Genomic DNA, 17,781 nt, shown 5'->3' on the forward strand with positions numbered 1-17,781 from the left:
ACCGGCGCCGTACTGTCTACAGCGCGTGCGCGTACGCTCGCGCAGCGTACGCGGCGGATGCCTGGTGTCGGAGGGGGCGGCCCGGTCAGGGTGGGCTCATGCACCTGGAAGCCGATGCAAGGGCCGGTCAACTACCGGTTACCGTACGTGTATTCAGAAAGCGGTTCGCCTCGACCAGGCGGGCGGCCGGGCTGGCGCGGAGGCTGGCGCGGGGGCAGCTGGAGACGTGGGGTGTCGCGCACGGAAGCGAGCCGTCGGACACGGTGGCGCTGATCGTGGCGGAGCTGGCGGCGAACGCGGTGCTGCACGGGTATGTGTCGGGGCGGGGCTTCGAGTTGGCGCTTGAGCTGCGCGAGGACGGCGTGGTGCGGATCGAGGTGACGGACACGCGGGCCGACAGGACGCTGCCGGTGGTGGCGTCGGCGGCGCCCGAGGACGCGGAGTCCGGGCGCGGCCTGCTCCTGGTACAGGCCCTGGCCGACCACTGGGGCACGACGCCGGGCCCGTCACCACAGAAGACGGTATGGGCCCAACTGACGCTGGGCGCTGCCAGTTCGACGCCAAATCAGAACTGAACGCCCCAGCCCCGACAAGGGCGCGGGGAACTGCGCGCCCAGCCACAAACAACCCCCGCCCGGGGCTCGGGGGGCCGCACCCCAAAAGGGGCGCGGGGAACTGCGCGCCCAGCCACAGACAAGCCGCACCAGACAAACAACGTCGCCCGGGGTTCGAGGGGCGGAGCCCCAAAGTGGGGTCTGGGGCGCAGCCCCGGGGGCAGGGCTTTCCAACCCCCGTCACGGGCGGGTGGGTGGGCAAACCCCCGGGGGCACGGGGGCGCAGCCCCCGAAGGGGTCTGGGGCGAAGCCCCAGGCAGGACCGCGGTGTCCAACCCCGCGCAACGGGCGGGCGGGCGGGAAACGCCCCACTCCCACCCCCCGCTACGCGTCAAGCACAGCCCGCCACCCCGCAACCGCCTCCGCCGAGACCGGCCCCGCCCACCCCAACGGCCGGGACGCCCCGCCAATGTGCACCGCGTCGATCCCCGCGTCCCGCAACACCGGCACGTGCGAGAGCCGCAGCCCCCCGCCCACCAGGATCCGCGGCTCGTACCCGGGCTCACCCCGACGCGCGGCCTCCGTGACCAGCACGGGCAGCCCGTCATCCACCCCCAGCGCCGACCCCGCGGTCAGATACGTGTCGAGGCCGGGCAGCCCCGCCAGCTCCTTGCGGAGGGCATCGCGTGAGGCGGCGCGGTCGATGGCCCGGTGGAACGTCCAGCGGCACCCGGGCAGCGCGGAGACGAGCGCGCGTACCGCTTCCATGTCGGGCCCCCCGGTCCCGTCGAGGAAGCCGAGCACGAATTCCTCCGCCCCCTCGCCGCGGAGCGCCTGAGCGTCCCGTACGAGCGCGTCGACGTCACCCGCCGCGAACCCGTCCGTCAACCGCAGCATCACCCGCAGCGGGATGTCCACCGCCGCCCGGATCGCCGCGAAGGTCTTCAGGGGCGGGGTCAGCCCGTCGGCCGCCATGTCGGTGACCAGCTCAAGGCGGTCCGCCCCGCCGGCCTGGGCCGCGACGGCGTCCTGCGCATCGAGCGCGATCACCTCAAGCAGTGCGCGGTTGCTCATCTGACCCCATTCCTCCGTCACCCGGGCCCAGCTCGGCCCAATAGGTCTAGTCCATTGCCCAGCCTACGCCGCGAAATGCCCGGCCCGCAGGGACGGTAAACGCGCCCATCAGGCACCCCCGGCCCGGCCAACCCCTTGCACCTAATACACCCGGGGGGTATACATAAGGGAGACGGATACCCCCAGGGGGTATAGTTCACCCCGGTCCACACCCCCGCAATACGCTCCGGAATCTCCGCCCGAGGAGTCGCACCCATGACCACCACCACACCCGGCGCCGCCGATGTCGAACTCGCCATCGGCGGGATGACCTGCGCCTCGTGCGCGGCCCGGATCGAGAAGAAGCTCAACCGCATGGACGGCGTCGACGCCACCGTCAACTACGCCACCGAGAAGGCGAAGGTCACCTTCCGCGAGGACGTCTCGGTGGCCGACCTGATCGCCACCGTCGAGGCCACCGGCTACACCGCCACGCCGCCCGCGCCCGCTCCCGCCCTCGTACCGGCCGCCCCGGACGGGAGCGGGCAGCCGGAACCGGAAGCCGCCGACGAGCTGCGCACGCTGCGCCAGCGCCTGACCACGGCCGTCGCGCTCGCCGTCCCGGTGATCGCGATGTCGATGATCCCGGCCCTCCAGTTCCAGTACTGGCAGTGGCTCTCGTTCACCCTGACGGCGCCCGTCGTGACGTACGCCGCCTGGCCCTTCCACCGGGCCGCCTGGACCAACGCGCGGCACGGCGCGGCGACCATGGACACGCTGATCTCGGTCGGCACATCGGCGGCGTTCCTCTGGTCGGTGTGGGCCCTGTTCTTCGGTACCGCCGGAATGCCAGGCATGACGCACCCCTTCGAGCTGACCATCTCCCGCTCGGACGGCGCGGGCAACATCTACCTGGAGGCCGCCGCCGGAGTCACCGCGTTCATCCTCGCCGGGCGCTACTTCGAGGCCCGCTCGAAGCGCAAGGCGGGCGCGGCCCTGAAGGCGCTGCTCGAACTGGGCGCCAAGGACGTCACGGTCATACGCCCCGACGGAAGCGAAGTCACCATCCCCACCGCCGAGTTGACGGTCGGCGACCGCTTCCTGGTCCGGCCCGGCGAGAAGATCGCCACCGACGGGACGGTGGTGGAGGGCAGCAGCGCGGTCGACGCGTCGATGCTCACGGGCGAGTCCGTACCGGTCGAGGTGACCCCCGGCGATGCCGTCACCGGCGCCACGCTCAACGCGGGCGGGCGTCTGGTGGTCGAGGCCTCCCGCGTCGGCTCTGACACCCAACTGGCCCGTATGGCCAGGCTCGTCGAGGACGCCCAGAACGGCAAGGCCGCCGCCCAGCGGCTCGCCGACAAGATCTCGGCGGTGTTCGTGCCGGTCGTGATCGGCCTCGCGCTCGCCACCCTCGGCGGCTGGCTCGCCACCGGCTCCGGCCTCACCGCAGCGTTCACGGCCGCGGTCGCCGTACTGATCATCGCCTGCCCCTGCGCCCTGGGCCTGGCCACCCCGACCGCGCTAATGGTCGGCACCGGCCGGGGCGCCCAGCTCGGCATCCTGATCAAGGGCCCGGAGGTCCTGGAGACCACGCGCAAGGTGGACACCATCGTCCTGGACAAGACGGGCACGGTGACGACGGGCCGGATGACGCTGCTCGCCGTGCACACCGCGGACGGCACGGACGAGTCCGAAGTCCTGCGCCTGGCAGGCGCGTTGGAGCACTCCTCCGAGCATCCCATCGCCCGCGCCGTGGCGGACGGCGCCGCCGCGAAGGTCGGCACGCTGCCGGTCCCCGAGAACTTCGCGAACGTCGCCGGGCTCGGCGTGCAGGGCGTGGTGGACGGACACGCGGTGCTGGTCGGCCGCGAACAGCTCCTGGCCGAGTGGGCGATGGAGCTGACCCCGGCCCTGAAGAGCGCGAAGGCCGAGGCCGAGGCGGCGGGACGCACCGCCATCGCGGTGGCCTGGGACGGCGAGGCCCGCGCGGTCCTGGAGGTGGCCGACGCAATCAAGGAGACCAGCGCCGAGGCGATCCGCCGCCTGCGCGCCCTCGGCCTGACACCGATCCTGCTGACCGGCGACAACAAGGCCGTCGCGGAGGCGGTCGCGGCGGAGGTGGGCATCGAGCGGGTCTACGCGGAGGTGATGCCGCAGGACAAGGTGGAGGTCGTGAAGTCCCTCCAGGCAGCGGGCCGTTCGGTCGCCATGGTGGGGGACGGCGTGAACGACGCGGCGGCGCTCGCGCAGGCGGACCTGGGCCTGGCGATGGGCACGGGTACGGACGCGGCCATCGAGGCCGGTGACCTGACCCTCGTACGAGGCGACCTGCGCGCGGCGGCGGACGCGATCCGGCTCGCCCGCAAGACCCTGGCCACGATCAAGTCGAACCTGTTCTGGGCCTTCGCCTACAACGTGGCCGCGCTGCCGCTGGCGGCGTCGGGCCTGCTGAACCCGATGATCGCGGGCGCGGCGATGGCGTTCTCGTCGGTGTTCGTCGTGGCCAACTCGCTGCGCCTGCGCCGCTTCAACTGACCGCGCCGCCCCTCAGGACGCGAGGGACCGCGACATGAGGAAGCCCCTGCCGCCGGACAGGGGCTTCCTCATGTGCTGATCCGAATGCGCGCGAGTGGTGCGGACACTCAGACGCCCTGGCGGTTGCCGGTGACCCGGTCGACCAGTTGGGAGGTGCGGTGGCGGGCGGCCGGGCCGGGCCGGGGGCGCGGCGCCATATCGCTGCCGGGTCCCGGCCCGGCCCGCCGCAGGCGGGCACCCGCACGCGAAGGGAGGCCCGCCAACGGCGCGGCACCCCCGTGCCCGTCCTTCCAACCCGGCCGAACAGGCGGGCGGGTGGGAAGGCGCCAGCCCCCGCTACCCTCACCGCATGCCGCTCCAGGACAACTCCCTCCCCGCCCGCTGGCACGCCGCCCTGCTCGCCGCAGGCGGGACCCCCCGCGACCCGGACCCGTACGCCGCCGACCTCCTGGCCCGCTGGGCCGAACCCCAGCGCCGGTACCACGACACCGCCCACCTCACCGCCGTCCTCGACCACATCGACGTACTGGAGCAGTACGCCCACGACCCCGCCCTCGTCCGCCTCGCCGCCTGGTTCCACGACGCCGTGTACCTCCCGGACCGCTCCGAGAACGAGGAACGCTCGGCCCGGCTCGCCGAACGCGCGCTGCCCGAGGCTGGTCTGAGCGCCCAGGCCACCGCCGAGGTCGCCCGGCTCGTACGGCTGACCGTCACCCACGCCCCCGACGACGGCGACGCCAACGGCGCGGTCCTGTGCGACGCCGACCTCGCGATCCTCGCCGCGCACCCCGAGGCGTACGCCGCCTACGCCGCCGCCGTACGCGAGGAGTACGCCTTCGTACCGCAAGACCTTTTCCGCGCGGGCCGGGCCGATGTGCTGCGCCAACTCCTCGCCCTGCCACGACTGTTCCGCACTCCGCACGGAGAACGCGCGTGGGAGGCCGCGGCCCGGGAGAATCTCGCGGCGGAACTGGCCCTGCTCGCCCCATAATCGGCCCGAGCCCACCGCTCGCCCCGCTCCCGCCGAAAGCAGGTATCCGCGTGCTGCCCGTGACCGTCCAGGCCGACCGTCTCACCCTCCACGAACTGACCCCCGCCTCGGCCGCCGAGCTCCAGTCGGGCGGCTCCGGCGGCTGGGAGTGGGTGCCGGGCGGCCCCCACGAGGGCAGCCGCTTCGCCGCGGGGAAGATGCTGGCGGGCATGGCGGCCGGGCGGCACCTGACCGGCTGGGGCGCGTACGTCATGGTCCGCACCGAGGACGATCGCGCCATCGGCGGCATAGGCTTCCACGGCCCGCCGGAGGACGGCCGCGTCGAGGTCGGCTACGACCTCGCGGAGTCCGCCCGCGGCCAGGGGTACGCGACCGAGTCACTCCGGGCGCTGACCGCCTGGGCGCTGGCACAGCCCGACGTCGAGACGGTGTACGCCACGACCGACGCGGACAACACCGCCTCGCAGCGCGTCCTGGAACGGGCGGGCTTCACGCGCATAGGCGACACCCCGCGCCCGATCGCGGGCCGCCAGGCCCAGCACCTCTTCGAGCAGAGCCGCCCGGAGTAGCCCCGGGCAAGCCCAGCCGTTGATCCGCCCCCGGCAGACGGCGGACACCAGTCACCCGGCGCCACGCAGCAGCCACCCGCGCCCCGACGGGGCGCGGTTCCGCGGCCTGGCGCAGGCGGACCCCGCCAGGCCGGGCACACGCCCGCAAAGCCACCCGCGAGCCCTGCCGTCAGCCCGGCCCCGGCGGGCGCCGGGAATAGTGAAACCAGCCAATTCGTTGGCACCCGATATGCCTGCCGACGCCATACCCGCGCCCGCACCCGCACCCGACCCCTCCCCCAGCACGCCGTCCTCTGCGCGCATGCCGCTCGCCGTCTACATCCTCGGCCTGTCCGTCTTCGCGCTCGGCACGAGTGAGTTCATGCTCACCGGCCTCCTGCCGTCCATCGCGGACGACATGCACGTGTCGATTCCCCAGGCGGGCCTGCTCATCTCGGCCTTCGCGATCGGCATGGTGGTGGGTGCCCCGCTGCTCGCGGTGGCCACGCTGCGCCTGCCGCGCCGCACCACCCTGCTCGCGCTGATCACCGTCTTCGGCCTGGGCCAGGTGGCCGGCGCACTGGCCCCGAACTACGCCCTGCTCTTCACGTCACGGGTGGTGTCCGCGCTGGCCTGCGCCGGATTCTGGGCGGTCGGCGCGGCGGTCGCCATCGCGATGGTCCCGGTGAACGCCAGGGCCCGCGCGATGGCCGTCATGATCGGCGGCCTGTCGATCGCAAACGTACTCGGCGTGCCCCTGGGCGCGCTGCTCGGTGACGGCCTGGGCTGGCGTTCGGCGTTCTGGGCGGTCGGCGCGGCCTCCGCGATCGCCCTCGTCGGCATCGCGACCCGCATCCCGCGCATCCCGCTCCCCGACGAGAAGCCCCGGCTCCGCCGCGAGCTGCGGATCTACCGCGAGCCCCAGGTACTGCTCTCGGTCGCCATCACCGCGCTCGCCGCGGGCGGGGTGTTCTGCGCGTTCAGCTACCTCAAGCCGCTCCTGACCGATGTCGCGCACCTGGACCCGGGCTGGGTCCCGGCCGTCCTCGGCCTGTTCGGGGTGGGCGCCCTGGTCGGTACGACGATCGGCGGCCGGGTCGCCGACGCGCACCTCTTCGGTGTGCTGCTCAGCGGCATCACCGCCTCGACGGTGTTCCTGGTCGCGCTCGCCCTGTTCGCCTCGACGCCCGCCGTCGCGATCACCCTGGCGTTCCTGATCGGCTGCTCGGCGTTCTACACGGCGCCCGCGCTCAACGCGCGCATGTTCAACGTCGGCGGCGCCGCCCCCACGCTGGCCGGCGCGACGACGACCTCCTCGTTCAACCTGGGCAACACCGCGGGCCCCTGGCTCGGCGGCGTCGTGATCAGCGCGAACCTCGGCTTCGCCGCCACCGCCTGGGCGGGCGCGGCGATGACGGTCCTCGCCATCGGCCTGGTCTCCGTCTCCCTGCGGCTGCACACGTCCCACTCCCGCGTGGTCGCCCGCTCCGCGGCCACCGACCCCGCGTCCCTCGAAGCCCGCGTGCGGGCCTGACGCACGGATACGACACGGGTACGAGGGCTGAAGCCCGGATACGGCAGAGCGCCCCGCACCGAAACGGTGCGGGGCGCCCTGTCATGCGGTGCGCTTAGGCCGGGGTGACGTTCTCCGCCTGCGGACCCTTCGGGCCCTGGGTGACGTCAAAGTTGACCTGCTGGTTCTCCTGGAGCTCACGGAAGCCGGTGGAGTTGATCGCCGAGTAGTGCACGAAGACGTCGGGACCGCCGCCGTCCTGCGCGATGAAACCGAAGCCCTTTTCGGCGTTGAACCACTTCACGGTGCCGGTTGCCATGTGTTTCCCCTGTCGAGGATCGCGGGGCACTTGCTTGTCGGTGCCCCTGGGTAAGGTGATCGCCCTGGTCCTCGGACATTGCTGCACAGCACGACGCCCACGGCGTAAACCGCGGGCGCTGAGACTTCGGAACCACGACTACTGGCAAGGAAGTTAGCCGATCCGCAGTCGTCTGGCTACGGGCCGCAGCCGAACCGGTGAAAGTTCCGGCCAACGCATGATGCGGCTCCGGCGCGCCGGGCCCCTCAGGCGGGCCTCCCCTTCGGCCTTCGCAGCCCCGCCTCCGTGAGGCGGCGTACCAGCTCTTTCGAGCCGATCTCCACCGCGCCCGCCCGCACCGCGTCCGCGTAGTGCTGCGAAGGCACGTCGTAGTGGTCGCCGTCGAAGGCGCGCCGCGGGCAGCCGATGGACGCCGCGAACGCGTGCAGTTCCTCGTACGAGACGTCGCTGACCAGGTGCGACCACATGCGGCCGTGGCCCGGCCAGTTCGCCGGATCGATGTAGAGCGTCATCCGCCGAGACCGGCGAGCCCGCCGAGCCCTCCGACCGGCGCGACGCTGACGCCCGCCTTGCCGCACACCCAGTGCGGATCGGGCCCGAGCTCCGGTTCCACGTCAAGCGCGTGCGGATCGCCCGCGTCGCACACCGGGCACAGCGGCCACCGGCCGTACCGCTCAAGGAGCGCGTCCTGTACGTCCTGGGCGACGAGCCCGGCGACGTACTCGGTGCCCTCGGGCCACTGCTCGACCCACCAGCGCCGGTGGGTCACCGCGTCCTCGACCAGCGAGACGACATCCGCGTGCGCCACGTCGCGCGCCGCCAGATCCGCCAGGACCAGGGCGCGGGCCGCGTGCAGTGCTTGCTCCAGGGGTTGTACGTCGTCCATGCAGTCCATTGTCACCCCACCCGCAACGGCGGCACCCGCCCCGCGTCGCGCCCCCGCCGGGACCAAGGGCCCGGCGGCGGGCGGGACCGAAGGGGGTTGACCGAAGGAGCCGCCGAAAATATCTTTCAAAGGTGACCAACGACGTGAAGGAAAGTTTCAGCGACGCGGCCCCGCCCGCACCGGCGGCCCTCGCGGCCAAGGTGCGCACGCTCGCGCCGTCCATGACGCGCTCCATGCAGCGGGTCGCCGAGGCCGTCGCCGGCGATCCGGCCGGCTGCGCGGCCCTTACGGTCACCGGTCTCGCCGAGCTCACCGGCACCAGCGAGGCCACCGTGGTGCGCACCGCCCGCCTCCTCGGCTACCCCGGCTACCGCGACCTGCGTCTCGCGCTCGCCGGGCTCGCCGCCCAGCAGCAGTCGGGCCGGGCCCCCGCGGTCACCGCCGACATAGCCGTCGACGACCCGATCGCGGACGTCGTGGCCAAGCTCGCCTACGACGAACAGCAGACCCTCGCCGACACCGCCGCCGCCCTCGACACCGTCCAACTCGGCGCCGCAGTCAGCGCGTTGGCCGGCGCCCGGCGCATCGACGTCTACGGGGTGGGCGCCTCCTCGCTGGTCGGCCAGGACCTCGCGCAGAAGCTGCTGCGCATCGGGCTCATCGCGCACGCCCACACCGACCCGCACCTCGCCGTCACCAACGCCGTGCAGCTCCGCTCCGGCGACGCGGCGGTCGCCATCACCCACTCGGGCTCCACCGGCGACGCCATCGAGCCGCTGCGGGTCGCCTTCGACCACGGCGCGACCACCATCGCGATCACCGGCCGCCCCGACGGTCCCATCTCGCAGTACGCCGACCACATCCTGACCACCTCCACGGCCCGCGAGAGCGAACTACGCCCGGCCGCGATGTCGTCCCGGACCAGTCAACTCCTCGTCGTGGACTGTCTGTTCATCGGCATCGCCCAGCGCACCTACGAGACGGCGGCCCCGGCGCTCGCCGCCTCCTACGAAGCCCTGGCCCACCGCCACAGCCCCCGTACCCGATAGCCGAGTCCGACCACAAAGCCACCCAGGATCTGAAGAGCCGTACGCACGAGAACACGAGAAAGAGCCGCCGTCACCATGACCACCCAGGACTACGCCGAGCTCCGCGCCCAGCTGGACACCCTCACCACCGAGGCCTTCCGGCCCGAGCTCGCGGAGATCGACCAGCTGCCGACCGCCGAGATCGCGCGGATCATGAACAGCGAGGACGCCACCGTCCCCGCCGCCGTGGCCGAGCGGCTCCCGGCCCTCGCGGCCGCCATCGACGCCACGGCCGCGCGGATGGCGCGCGGCGGGCGGCTGGTCTACGCGGGCGCCGGTACGGCCGGGCGGCTCGGCGTCCTCGATGCGAGCGAGTGCCCGCCGACGTTCAACACCGACCCCTCCGAGGTCGTCGGGCTGATCGCGGGCGGCCCGTCCGCGATGGTCAAGGCGGTCGAAGGCGCCGAGGATTCCGCACAGCTGGCGGCCGAGGACCTGGACGCGCTGGGCCTGACCGCCCTCGACACCGTGGTCGGCATCTCGGCCTCGGGCCGCACCCCGTACGCGGTCGGCGCGGTCGAGCACGCCCGCTCGCTCGGGGCGCTCACCATCAGCCTGTCCTGCAACGCGGGCAGCGCCCTCGCGGCGGCCGCCGAGCACGGCATCGAGGTCGTGGTGGGCCCGGAACTGCTCACCGGCTCCACAAGGCTGAAGTCCGGCACGGCGCAGAAGCTCGTCCTCAACATGATCTCGACGATCACCATGATCCGCCTTGGCAAGACCTACGGAAACCTGATGGTCGACGTACGGGCGTCGAACGAGAAGCTGCGCGCCCGCTCGCGCCGCATCGTGGCGCTGGCGACCGGCGCCGACGACACGGAGATCGAGGCCGCGCTCGCCGCCACGGACGGCGAGGTGAAGAACGCGATCCTGGTCATCCTCGGCGGCGTCGGCGGACCCATCGCCGCCCGGCTCCTGAACGAGAGCGCGGGCCACCTGCGCGCCGCACTGGAAGCGGCCCGCACGACCCGCACGATCGGCTGACAGCGCCCACACCCGCCATCACCGCACAGCAAGGCACCGCCACCATGGCACCGGAGAACAGCAACCACGCCACCGCCGCCGCGATCCTGCCGCTCGTGGGCGGCGCGGCGAACATCACATCGGTCGCCCACTGCATGACCCGCCTCCGCCTGGGCCTCAAGGACCGCGCCCTGGTACGGGACGACGCACTGAGGGCGCTGCCCGCGGTGCTGGGTGTGGTGGAGGACGACACGTACCAGATCGTGCTCGGGCCGGGCACGGTGGCGCGGGTGGCCCCGGAGTTCGAGGCACTGGTATCCGCCGGATCCCCTCAACTCCCGCCTACAGCAGAGGAGTTGGCGGAACGCGGTGCCGAACTGAAGGCGGCGCGGAAGGCGAGGAACGCGACCCCGCTCAAACTCCTCCTCCGCCGCATCGCGAACATCTTCGTGCCGCTGATCCCGGCGCTGATCGGCTGCGGCATCATCGCGGGCCTGAACGGCCTGCTGGTGAACCTGGGTTGGCTGCCGGCCGTGACGCCGGCCCTTGCCGCGCTCGCGTCGGGGTTCATGGCGCTGATCGCGGTGTTCGTGGGCTTCAACACGGCGAAGGAGTTCGGCGGCACGCCGGTGCTCGGCGGCGCGGTCGCCGCGATCATCGTCTTCCCGGGCGTGGCGAAGATCGACGCCTTCGGCCAGCCGCTCTCCCCCGGCCAGGGCGGAGTCCTCGGCGCGCTGGGTGCGGCGGTGCTCGCGGTGTACGTCGAGAAGTGGTGCAGGCGCTGGGTGCCAGAGTCGCTGGACGTCCTGGTCACCCCCACCCTCACGGTGCTGGTCTCGGGCCTGGTCACGCTGTACGGCCTGATGTTCGTGGCGGGCGAGGTCGCGACCGGCATCGGGCACGGCGCGAACTGGCTCCTGGACAACACGGGCGCGTTCGCGGGCCTGGTGCTCGGCGGACTCTTCCTCCCCCTGGTCATGCTGGGCCTGCACCAGGCGCTGATCCCGATCCACGCCACCCTCATCGAGCAGCAGGGTTACACGGTGCTGCTCCCCGTCCTCGCGATGGCGGGCGCCGGTCAGGTGGGCTGCGCGGTGGCGGTGTACGTACGGGCCAAGCGCAATGAGCCGCTGCGCGCCACCATCAAGTCGGCGCTCCCCGCGGGCCTCCTGGGCGTGGGCGAGCCCCTGATCTACGGCGTCTCCCTCCCCCTCGGCCGCCCGTTTGTCACGGCGTGCGCGGGCGGCGCGGCGGGCGGCGCGTTCGTGGGCCTGTTCTCGATGCTGGGCGACAGGGTGGGCTCGACGGCGATCGGCCCGTCGGGCTGGGCCCTGTTCCCCCTCCTCCGGGGCAACCACGGCCTGGGCACGACGATCGCGATCTACGCGGGCGGGCTGGTGGTGGGCTACGCGGTGGGCTTCGCGGCGACGTACTGCTTCGGATTCAGCGAGCGACTACTGGCCGACCTGAACACCGCGCACCCGGCGGAGACCCCCGCCCCGGCCACGGAACCGGTGCGGGCCACCTGAGCACCCGGCACCCCCGGCGGCTGCGGCCCGCCCGTCGGCCCGGAAGCAGCTCAGCGCGGGAAGGCGGCCGTATCGACCTCCGAGAAGAAGGGGTCGGGGAGCGCGACGATCCCGCCGAACGACACCGGCTCGCCCCGCTTGTACGCCCCGCCCTCCGGCTCCGTGAACAGCGTCGCCGTCGGCCCCCGCGAGTCGAACCGGTCGATGAGCAAGTACGCCGGGACCGGCGCATGGGCGTACGCCCACAGCTTCTTCGTCCGGTCGTCCTTCGCATTGCTCTTCGAGGCGATCTCCACCACCAACAGCGTGTCGGCGCCGTCGACGGGCAGCGGGTCCTCACCCGCGTCGGCGGCCCGCTGTGCCAGCTCTGCCCGCCCGAAGACGACCAGGTCCGGAACGTACAACTTGTCCAGACTGGCGATGTGCACACCGAGTGTCTGATAGAGCCCGTAGCCGTCGGGCAGGCAGCCGTACAGCCTCTGCGACACGAGGTCCGCGATGAGGTTGTGGCCGCTACTGGGGGGTGGAACCACGATGATCCGGCCCTCGTCGATTTCGGCCCGCCAACCGTCGGGCACGTCCATGTCCTGCCAGGCCTTCAGCAGGCGTCCCCACTCGGAGCCGCCTTCCACCACCTCAGCGGTCACTGCGGACCTCCCGATCTCGGCCTCACACGACGTGAACGTACGGGCACTCTTCGGCGCCCGATGCCCATCCCCCTCAGCGTCCCACGATCGTGTGAGCGATGCAGCAACCCGGCGCCGGACCCACGGCGGGCGCCCGCGCCGCGGTTTCACCGACACCAACCCGAACCACGCCAAGGCCCAGGCCATCGCTGATCACATCCGCGATGCGCTTCAGGAGGCCCACCGCGTCGACGAGCGCTTCAGCACGACCCTCGCCAAGCTCAAGGCCCGGTTGACGGTCAGGCCCGGTCCCGGCCCCACTCCTCGAACTCCGCCACCACATCCCGCAGCCGCCAAGCGTCCGGGTCCTTCAGGAACATGTCGCGGAGTTCGGGGATCGGGACGGCCGCCGGGTAGTAGTCCTCGTCCTCGTACAGGTCCTCGTGGTCCGGGTCCTCCATGGGGTCCCCGGGGACGCCGACGAAGGGGCCGTCCCACGCTCCCGACTCGAAGTCCGTCGCCGGGTTGACCTTCCACACCGCGCCCGCCCGTACGCACACCTCGCCGAAGTACCACGCGGGGACGGTGAGGCGCGGAGTGTGCTGGGCGGCGCGCACGTCCTCCCACGCGGCACCGCCGAAGTCCGCCCGCACCGCCGCCTCCAGCGCGTCGATCGAGTCCACGAAGAAGTCCCAGTCACCCGGGTGCGCCGCGGCCCACTCCCCGAAGGCCGCCTCCTGCTCCGCCAGCCACGCCCTGAGCCGGGGGTGGTCCGTCCACTGCTGATCGAGCTCGCTCATGGGAGCCGAGCGTACGGGAGCGGTGTAAGAGGCTTGTGGAGATGGGGAGTTGGGAGTTTGGGGACCGGGAAAACTATGGGTCTCCTGTGGGCCGAGAGGGCTAGCGTCTGGTGTTGCGCGACGCCATTGAGCACGGGGGCCCCTGGTGTCGCAGCACGCTGCACGCCCACTTCTTCGGGCTCCCGGGGAAAGACACGCTCGCGTGAACCATCCGATCTCCCGGATATCTCCGATATCCGTATCCACACGCCGACAGCACCTGTGGGCGCGCGCCGCGGTCGCGCTCGCCACCGTCGGCATCCTCTCCGTCAGCGGACTTCCGCAGCTCCAGGGCACCGCCGACGCCGCGACGAAAGCCATGCCCTGCGAGCAGATGTTCAAGCTCAAGGGCAAGCCCACCGACCCCGGCAAGCTGCCGTGGGCCAAGGGCGACGCGGTGCGGCCCGAAACCGACTGGGACTCCTACGGATTCCCCAACCAGCGCCAGGCCATGGACGGCCTGACCTTGCCCGACGACCCCGCCGAGCGCGACAAGATCCTCGGCAAGCTCACCCTGCCCTACAAGAAGTACGCGGAGGGCACTCCCGACCGGGTCTACGCCACGTACAAGGACTACCTGTCGCGCAACGGCAACACCGACACCAAGTACGGCGGCTTCAGCAACTGGCTCAACGAGGCCTACATCGAGGTGTACGGGCGCAATCCGCGTGGCGAGGCCTTCCACGGAAAGGTCGTCAAGGACCTCGGGCTCCTCGGTCCGGACTGGATCTGCGAGGAGAGCCTCACCGTCACCGACCCGGACACCGGCAAGCCGTACACGCGGCGCTTCGACGCGGTCAATCACAAGACCAAAGAAGTCCTCGAAATCAAGTCCGGCGGGAACCACGACAGTTCACAGGCGCCGAAGGACCGCGCCTTCCTGAAGGACCCGAAGTACAAGGATTACAAGCTGCGTTACACCTTCGGGCAGCAGCAGTCCGAGGACACGCTCCGCTACACCGACAGCCTCAAGAAGCTCGGCGGATCGGGCCGGGTCACCACGTACGAGCATGTCGCCACGCCGGAGGCCGAGTTCAGCCCCGGCAAGTACACCGCGCAGGACACCGCGCGCAGCATCGGCCGCAGTGCCGACGTCATCCGGCAGTCGCCGCCCAACCCCGCCGACATGAAGCGCCGGATGGACCGCATCCGGGCCGCCGACCCCGAGGGCTTGCGCGTGCGCGGCCCCGGCGGCGTCGACTTCTCCACCCTCGAACTCCGCTACGTGGGCAAGCCGGTCAAGGGCCGGGGCCTCAACTACTCGTTCTCCGCCAACAAGGTCGACGAGTCCTCGGGCCTCGGCTACGGCGGCAAGGAGCGGGCCGAGCTCATCTCCGACTCGTTCTTCACCTGGCTCGCCCTGACCCCGGAGAAATTCTGGGTCAACCTCAACCCGGACGAGCCCAGCCGGATCATGGACAAGACGTTCGGCTCGACGGACGCGGGCCGCGTGCTGCTCCAGGCCGACCTGGAGATGAAGCACGACTACGCCAAGGACATGGACCCGCGCACCGGCATCGGCAAGCAGCTCTTCGCCAAGCTCGCGGCGGAGAACATCCCTTGCACCCACGGCGTGCGCAACTGGATCGTGCCCAAGCCCGCCGAGGTGCGCGAGCAGGACGGCGGCCTCTACATCCTCGACGCCCCACTCAAGGTCAACTCGGTCCCGCAGGACTTCAAAACACCTCAGCCGAACGGCAGTTGTGACCTCACCGAAGCCCAGCACAAGCGCGTCCAGGAACTCATGGACACCATGATCGTGCCGGACATCGAGAAGAAGGTGAACAGCGACGCCAAGTACGCCGACCTGCGCACCGTCTACAACGCGCGCGTCGCCGCCGAGTGGATCCGCCAGCAGGACGCCAAGTCGCCGACGGACTACCACGCGATCATCAACAGCAACAAGGTGACCGACTGGCCCCTGCGCGGCAAGAACGCGTCCTGGACGCCCGAGCAGACGTACAAGGACTACGTGAAGTCCTTCACCCAGGGCGACTACAGCTACCCCTGCGAGAAGGCCGGCCGCCCCGGCACGTGTGTGGCGGGGGGCGTCGACTTCTCCAAGTCCCCGAAGCAGAACGTCACTCAGGCCAAGTTCACCGCTGAGCACAAGAACCTGCCCCGCACGACCGACATCTCCGTGAAGGCGATGACGGACGACGCGGAGAACAAGGCGCTGCTTGCCCTCGGCGGCAACACCGCCGCCCACACCGGCACGGGCGGCGGCACGAACCCGACCCCGACCCCGACACCCACACCGACCCACCCCGGCCAGCCCTCGACTCCCCCGGCCACGCCCAGCCCGAACCCCGGCCCCACCGGGGTGCCGTCCGGCGACCACCACGCGAGCGGGGGCCTGGCCAACACGGGCACCCAGATCGCCACGGTGGCCGGCGCGGCGGCCGCGCTGCTCGCAGCAGGCGCGGGCCTGGTATGGCTCCGCCACCGCCGCAGGGCCTCCGGCGGGGCGTAAGCCTGGGGCGCGTAACCCTCAGGGTGCCGGGGGGGTTGCGGGGCTGGGTGTTCGGCTACAGGCACGTCGTGGCTGGTCGCGCAGTTTCCCGCGCCCCTGACTACGCCGGACACAGGCACCTCCGGCCCCTCCGGCGGTTGAGGGCGAGCGCCCTTGAGGCGCGAACGGGGTCTGGGGCGGAGTCCCAGGTACGTGGGTTGTCAGTTGCTCACCCCTGAAGGGGTGCCGCCACCCAGCGGCGCCCCTTCAGGGCCGTACGCCCCGGACAGCACCGCCACCAGCCGCAGCGCCATGTCCAGGTTGCAGCGCCCCAGGTCCACCAGGGGGAACAGGACATGCCCCGAGCAGGTCAGCGGGTCGATGCGCAGCGACGGCAGCACCACACCGGCCCGCGCCAGGCCCTCCCGCAGCTCCTCCACCGCTCGCACCCGCTCCATCGCCGTCAGCGCCATCTGCCTTGCCCTCCCGCACACCGAGTGTTCCGCTTTCCTCACCCAGCGTGGCCGATTCCCGCTAGCCTGACTACCGACGGCAACCCAACAACCCCAGCTGTTCCTGAGGGAGTTGCCCATGCCAGGACCCAAGGACCTCGACCCCTCCACCTCTCCCCGCGCCCTCCTCGGCGCCGAACTCCGCTTCGCCCGCGAGAAAACCGGCCTCACCCAGGACGAACTGGGCCAGCCCCTTTTCGTCTCCGGCTCCTTCATCGGCCAGCTCGAATCCGGCACCCGCCGCATGCACCTCGAATACGCCCGCCAGATCGACCAAATCCTGGGCACCGAGGGCTTCTTCAGCCGCAACTGCGTCGCCGCCGCCAAGTCCAAGTACCCCGACCACTTCGCCGAGGCGGCCGAGGCGGAAGCCGTCGCCACGACGATCCGCGAGTACGCGCCTCTACTCATCCCGGGTCTACTCCAGACGGAGGCGTATGCGCGGGCCGTGTTCCGCGCCTACCAGCCCACGGCCCCGGAGGCCGTCATCGATGAGCTGGTGGCGGCTCGGCTGGAGCGCGCCCAGCTCCTCGCTGATCCAACAACCCCCATGTTGTGGGCAGTGATTGACGAAGCCGTACTGAGGAGGGATGTTGGCGGCTCGGAAGTGATGGCCGAAGCTCTGGCTCACATCGCCGCGCTCGGCTTCCGACACCGGATCATCGTCCAGGTGTTGGAGTTCGAAGCGGGGGCGCACGCGGCTTTGAATGGCTCCCTCAAGTTGATGAGCTTCGAGGACGCCCCTCCCCTCGCCTACCTACAAGGTCTGAGCACGGGACGGCTTCAGGACGATCCCGCCACTGTCGCCCGTCACGAACTGACCTACGATCTACTCGGGGCCAGCGCACTGTCACCAAAACAATCCCTGGCCCTGATCGAATCAGTGGCGGAGGATTACGCCCATGAGGATCAGCCCTAAGTACGATCTGAGCAAGGCCACTTGGCACAAGTCGAGCTACAGCGGGGGCGACGGCGGCGACTGCCTCGAAGTAGCCCGGTGGCACAAGTCCAGCTACAGCGGGGGCGACGGCGGCAACTGCCTCGAAGTGGCGCGCTGGCGCAAGTCCACCCACAGCGGTGGCGACGGCGGCAACTGCCTCGAAGTAGCCGACGACTGCACCGAGTTCGTGCCGGTCCGCGACTCCAAGGCCGTCCCCGACGGCCCGGCGCTCGTGTTCCGAGCCGCGGCCTGGTCGGCGTTCGTCGCCGACATAAAAGGATCCAACACGGCGGGCTGAAAACCCCGTTCACCCAGTACGAGCCGGTCGCCTTCCTGATGCGGCCGGCTCGTCGCGCATGCCCCGAAGCTCAGGCGGCGAGCTCCGAGCCGTGCCTGAAATGGAATGGGAGGAGGGTCTCAACCCACCCTC

18 protein-coding genes are annotated in these 17,781 nt (G+C 71.4%); 11 read left to right on the forward strand and 7 right to left on the reverse strand.

What is annotated here, in order from left to right; genetic code table 11:
• Positions 1-98: 98 nt before the first annotated feature.
• Positions 99-575 carry an ATP-binding protein gene (locus tag OG522_RS17015; RefSeq protein ID WP_329463823.1) on the forward strand — a complete coding sequence of 159 codons (477 nt, stop codon included), beginning with the start codon at positions 99-101 and terminating at the stop codon, positions 573-575.
• Between the two features lie 363 nt (positions 576-938).
• Here OG522_RS17015 and OG522_RS17020 read toward each other — a convergent pair whose 3' ends face one another.
• On the reverse strand, positions 939-1,628 hold the full coding sequence (locus tag OG522_RS17020; RefSeq protein ID WP_329463825.1) for a copper homeostasis protein CutC: 690 nt from the start codon (positions 1,626-1,628) through the stop codon (positions 939-941).
• A 255-nt stretch (positions 1,629-1,883) separates the two neighbouring features.
• On the opposite strand from OG522_RS17020, the gene OG522_RS17025 reads away from it, so the two are divergent.
• The 4 genes from OG522_RS17025 to OG522_RS17040 all read left to right on the forward strand — a co-directional run bounded on the left by OG522_RS17025 (position 1,884) and on the right by OG522_RS17040 (position 7,218).
• Positions 1,884-4,145: a heavy metal translocating P-type ATPase gene (locus OG522_RS17025; RefSeq protein ID WP_329463826.1), complete on the forward strand. Its 2,262-nt coding sequence runs from the start codon at positions 1,884-1,886 to the stop codon at positions 4,143-4,145.
• Between the two features lie 349 nt (positions 4,146-4,494).
• Positions 4,495-5,136: an HD domain-containing protein gene (locus OG522_RS17030; RefSeq protein ID WP_329463827.1), complete on the forward strand. Its 642-nt coding sequence runs from the start codon at positions 4,495-4,497 to the stop codon at positions 5,134-5,136.
• 50 nt (positions 5,137-5,186) lie between these two features.
• Positions 5,187-5,705, forward strand: coding sequence for a GNAT family N-acetyltransferase (locus OG522_RS17035; protein ID WP_329463828.1), 519 nt, complete (start codon positions 5,187-5,189; stop codon positions 5,703-5,705).
• Between the two features lie 301 nt (positions 5,706-6,006).
• On the forward strand, positions 6,007-7,218 hold the full coding sequence (locus tag OG522_RS17040; RefSeq protein ID WP_329463829.1) for a Cmx/CmrA family chloramphenicol efflux MFS transporter: 1,212 nt from the start codon (positions 6,007-6,009) through the stop codon (positions 7,216-7,218).
• A gap of 94 nt (positions 7,219-7,312) precedes the next feature.
• Here the strand turns inward: OG522_RS17040 and OG522_RS17045 are convergent, their stop codons facing one another.
• From OG522_RS17045 to OG522_RS17055, 3 genes are all read right to left on the reverse strand, one after another.
• On the reverse strand, positions 7,313-7,516 hold the full coding sequence (locus tag OG522_RS17045) for a cold-shock protein (protein WP_053724154.1): 204 nt from the start codon (positions 7,514-7,516) through the stop codon (positions 7,313-7,315).
• Between the two features lie 245 nt (positions 7,517-7,761).
• A complete protein-coding gene (locus tag OG522_RS17050) occupies positions 7,762-8,028 on the reverse strand; it encodes a DUF4031 domain-containing protein (protein WP_329463830.1) in 267 nt (88 codons plus the stop codon).
• Positions 8,025-8,402: a hypothetical protein gene (locus OG522_RS17055; protein WP_329463831.1), complete on the reverse strand. Its 378-nt coding sequence runs from the start codon at positions 8,400-8,402 to the stop codon at positions 8,025-8,027. The genes OG522_RS17050 and OG522_RS17055 overlap by 4 nt, the downstream gene beginning before the upstream one ends.
• A 131-nt stretch (positions 8,403-8,533) precedes the next feature.
• Here OG522_RS17055 and OG522_RS17060 point away from each other — a divergent pair, with 131 nt between their 5' ends.
• From OG522_RS17060 to OG522_RS17070, 3 genes are all read left to right on the forward strand, one after another.
• Positions 8,534-9,451: a MurR/RpiR family transcriptional regulator gene (locus OG522_RS17060; protein ID WP_329463832.1), complete on the forward strand. Its 918-nt coding sequence runs from the start codon at positions 8,534-8,536 to the stop codon at positions 9,449-9,451.
• Positions 9,452-9,526: 75 nt separating this feature from the next.
• Positions 9,527-10,474 carry an N-acetylmuramic acid 6-phosphate etherase gene (gene murQ / locus OG522_RS17065; RefSeq protein WP_329463834.1) on the forward strand — a complete coding sequence of 316 codons (948 nt, stop codon included), beginning with the start codon at positions 9,527-9,529 and terminating at the stop codon, positions 10,472-10,474.
• Between the two features lie 44 nt (positions 10,475-10,518).
• On the forward strand, positions 10,519-11,982 hold the full coding sequence (locus OG522_RS17070) for a PTS transporter subunit EIIC (protein ID WP_329463835.1): 1,464 nt from the start codon (positions 10,519-10,521) through the stop codon (positions 11,980-11,982).
• Between the two features lie 50 nt (positions 11,983-12,032).
• Here the strand turns inward: OG522_RS17070 and OG522_RS17075 are convergent, their stop codons facing one another.
• Both OG522_RS17075 and OG522_RS17080 read right to left on the reverse strand, forming a co-directional pair.
• The gene (locus OG522_RS17075) at positions 12,033-12,629 is read right to left on the reverse strand and encodes a Uma2 family endonuclease (protein ID WP_329463836.1); all 597 of its coding nucleotides are present in this window, start codon (positions 12,627-12,629) and stop codon (positions 12,033-12,035) included.
• Between the two features lie 278 nt (positions 12,630-12,907).
• A complete protein-coding gene (locus tag OG522_RS17080; protein WP_329463837.1) occupies positions 12,908-13,408 on the reverse strand; it encodes a hypothetical protein in 501 nt (166 codons plus the stop codon).
• Between the two features lie 202 nt (positions 13,409-13,610).
• Between OG522_RS17080 and OG522_RS17085 the strand changes: the two genes are divergently transcribed.
• Positions 13,611-15,920 carry a hypothetical protein gene (locus OG522_RS17085; protein ID WP_329463838.1) on the forward strand — a complete coding sequence of 770 codons (2,310 nt, stop codon included), beginning with the start codon at positions 13,611-13,613 and terminating at the stop codon, positions 15,918-15,920.
• 200 nt (positions 15,921-16,120) lie between these two features.
• Here OG522_RS17085 and OG522_RS17090 read toward each other — a convergent pair whose 3' ends face one another.
• The gene (locus tag OG522_RS17090; RefSeq protein ID WP_329463839.1) at positions 16,121-16,372 is read right to left on the reverse strand and encodes a hypothetical protein; all 252 of its coding nucleotides are present in this window, start codon (positions 16,370-16,372) and stop codon (positions 16,121-16,123) included.
• Positions 16,373-16,490: 118 nt separating this feature from the next.
• Here OG522_RS17090 and OG522_RS17095 point away from each other — a divergent pair, with 118 nt between their 5' ends.
• Together OG522_RS17095 and OG522_RS17100 are read left to right on the forward strand one after the other, a co-directional pair.
• Positions 16,491-17,330: a helix-turn-helix domain-containing protein gene (locus OG522_RS17095; protein WP_329463840.1), complete on the forward strand. Its 840-nt coding sequence runs from the start codon at positions 16,491-16,493 to the stop codon at positions 17,328-17,330.
• Positions 17,314-17,649 carry a DUF397 domain-containing protein gene (locus OG522_RS17100; RefSeq protein ID WP_329463841.1) on the forward strand — a complete coding sequence of 112 codons (336 nt, stop codon included), beginning with the start codon at positions 17,314-17,316 and terminating at the stop codon, positions 17,647-17,649. The genes OG522_RS17095 and OG522_RS17100 overlap by 17 nt, the downstream gene beginning before the upstream one ends.
• Positions 17,650-17,781 lie beyond the last annotated feature (132 nt).

It is taken from the genome of Streptomyces sp. NBC_01431, assembly GCF_036231355.1.
In the GTDB taxonomy this organism is placed as follows: Bacteria; Actinomycetota; Actinomycetes; order Streptomycetales; family Streptomycetaceae; genus Streptomyces.

What these genes read in the sequence shown, in the direction of transcription:
- OG522_RS17070 (WP_329463835.1), top strand. Translation starts at nt 10,519, where the DNA reads ATGGCACCGGAGAACAGCAACCACGCCACCGCCGCCGCGATCCTGCCG.
- OG522_RS17040 (WP_329463829.1), top strand. Translation starts at nt 6,007, where the DNA reads ATGCCGCTCGCCGTCTACATCCTCGGCCTGTCCGTCTTCGCGCTCGGC.
- OG522_RS17090 (WP_329463839.1), bottom strand. Translation starts at nt 16,372, where the DNA reads ATGGCGCTGACGGCGATGGAGCGGGTGCGAGCGGTGGAGGAGCTGCGG.
- OG522_RS17015 (WP_329463823.1), top strand. Translation starts at nt 99, where the DNA reads ATGCACCTGGAAGCCGATGCAAGGGCCGGTCAACTACCGGTTACCGTA.
- murQ (WP_329463834.1), top strand. Translation starts at nt 9,527, where the DNA reads ATGACCACCCAGGACTACGCCGAGCTCCGCGCCCAGCTGGACACCCTC.
- OG522_RS17020 (WP_329463825.1), bottom strand. Translation starts at nt 1,628, where the DNA reads ATGAGCAACCGCGCACTGCTTGAGGTGATCGCGCTCGATGCGCAGGAC.
- OG522_RS17030 (WP_329463827.1), top strand. Translation starts at nt 4,495, where the DNA reads ATGCCGCTCCAGGACAACTCCCTCCCCGCCCGCTGGCACGCCGCCCTG.
- OG522_RS17050 (WP_329463830.1), bottom strand. Translation starts at nt 8,028, where the DNA reads ATGACGCTCTACATCGATCCGGCGAACTGGCCGGGCCACGGCCGCATG.
- OG522_RS17080 (WP_329463837.1), bottom strand. Translation starts at nt 13,408, where the DNA reads ATGAGCGAGCTCGATCAGCAGTGGACGGACCACCCCCGGCTCAGGGCG.
- OG522_RS17055 (WP_329463831.1), bottom strand. Translation starts at nt 8,402, where the DNA reads ATGGACGACGTACAACCCCTGGAGCAAGCACTGCACGCGGCCCGCGCC.
- OG522_RS17095 (WP_329463840.1), top strand. Translation starts at nt 16,491, where the DNA reads ATGCCAGGACCCAAGGACCTCGACCCCTCCACCTCTCCCCGCGCCCTC.
- OG522_RS17045 (WP_053724154.1), bottom strand. Translation starts at nt 7,516, where the DNA reads ATGGCAACCGGCACCGTGAAGTGGTTCAACGCCGAAAAGGGCTTCGGT.
- OG522_RS17025 (WP_329463826.1), top strand. Translation starts at nt 1,884, where the DNA reads ATGACCACCACCACACCCGGCGCCGCCGATGTCGAACTCGCCATCGGC.
- OG522_RS17100 (WP_329463841.1), top strand. Translation starts at nt 17,314, where the DNA reads ATGAGGATCAGCCCTAAGTACGATCTGAGCAAGGCCACTTGGCACAAG.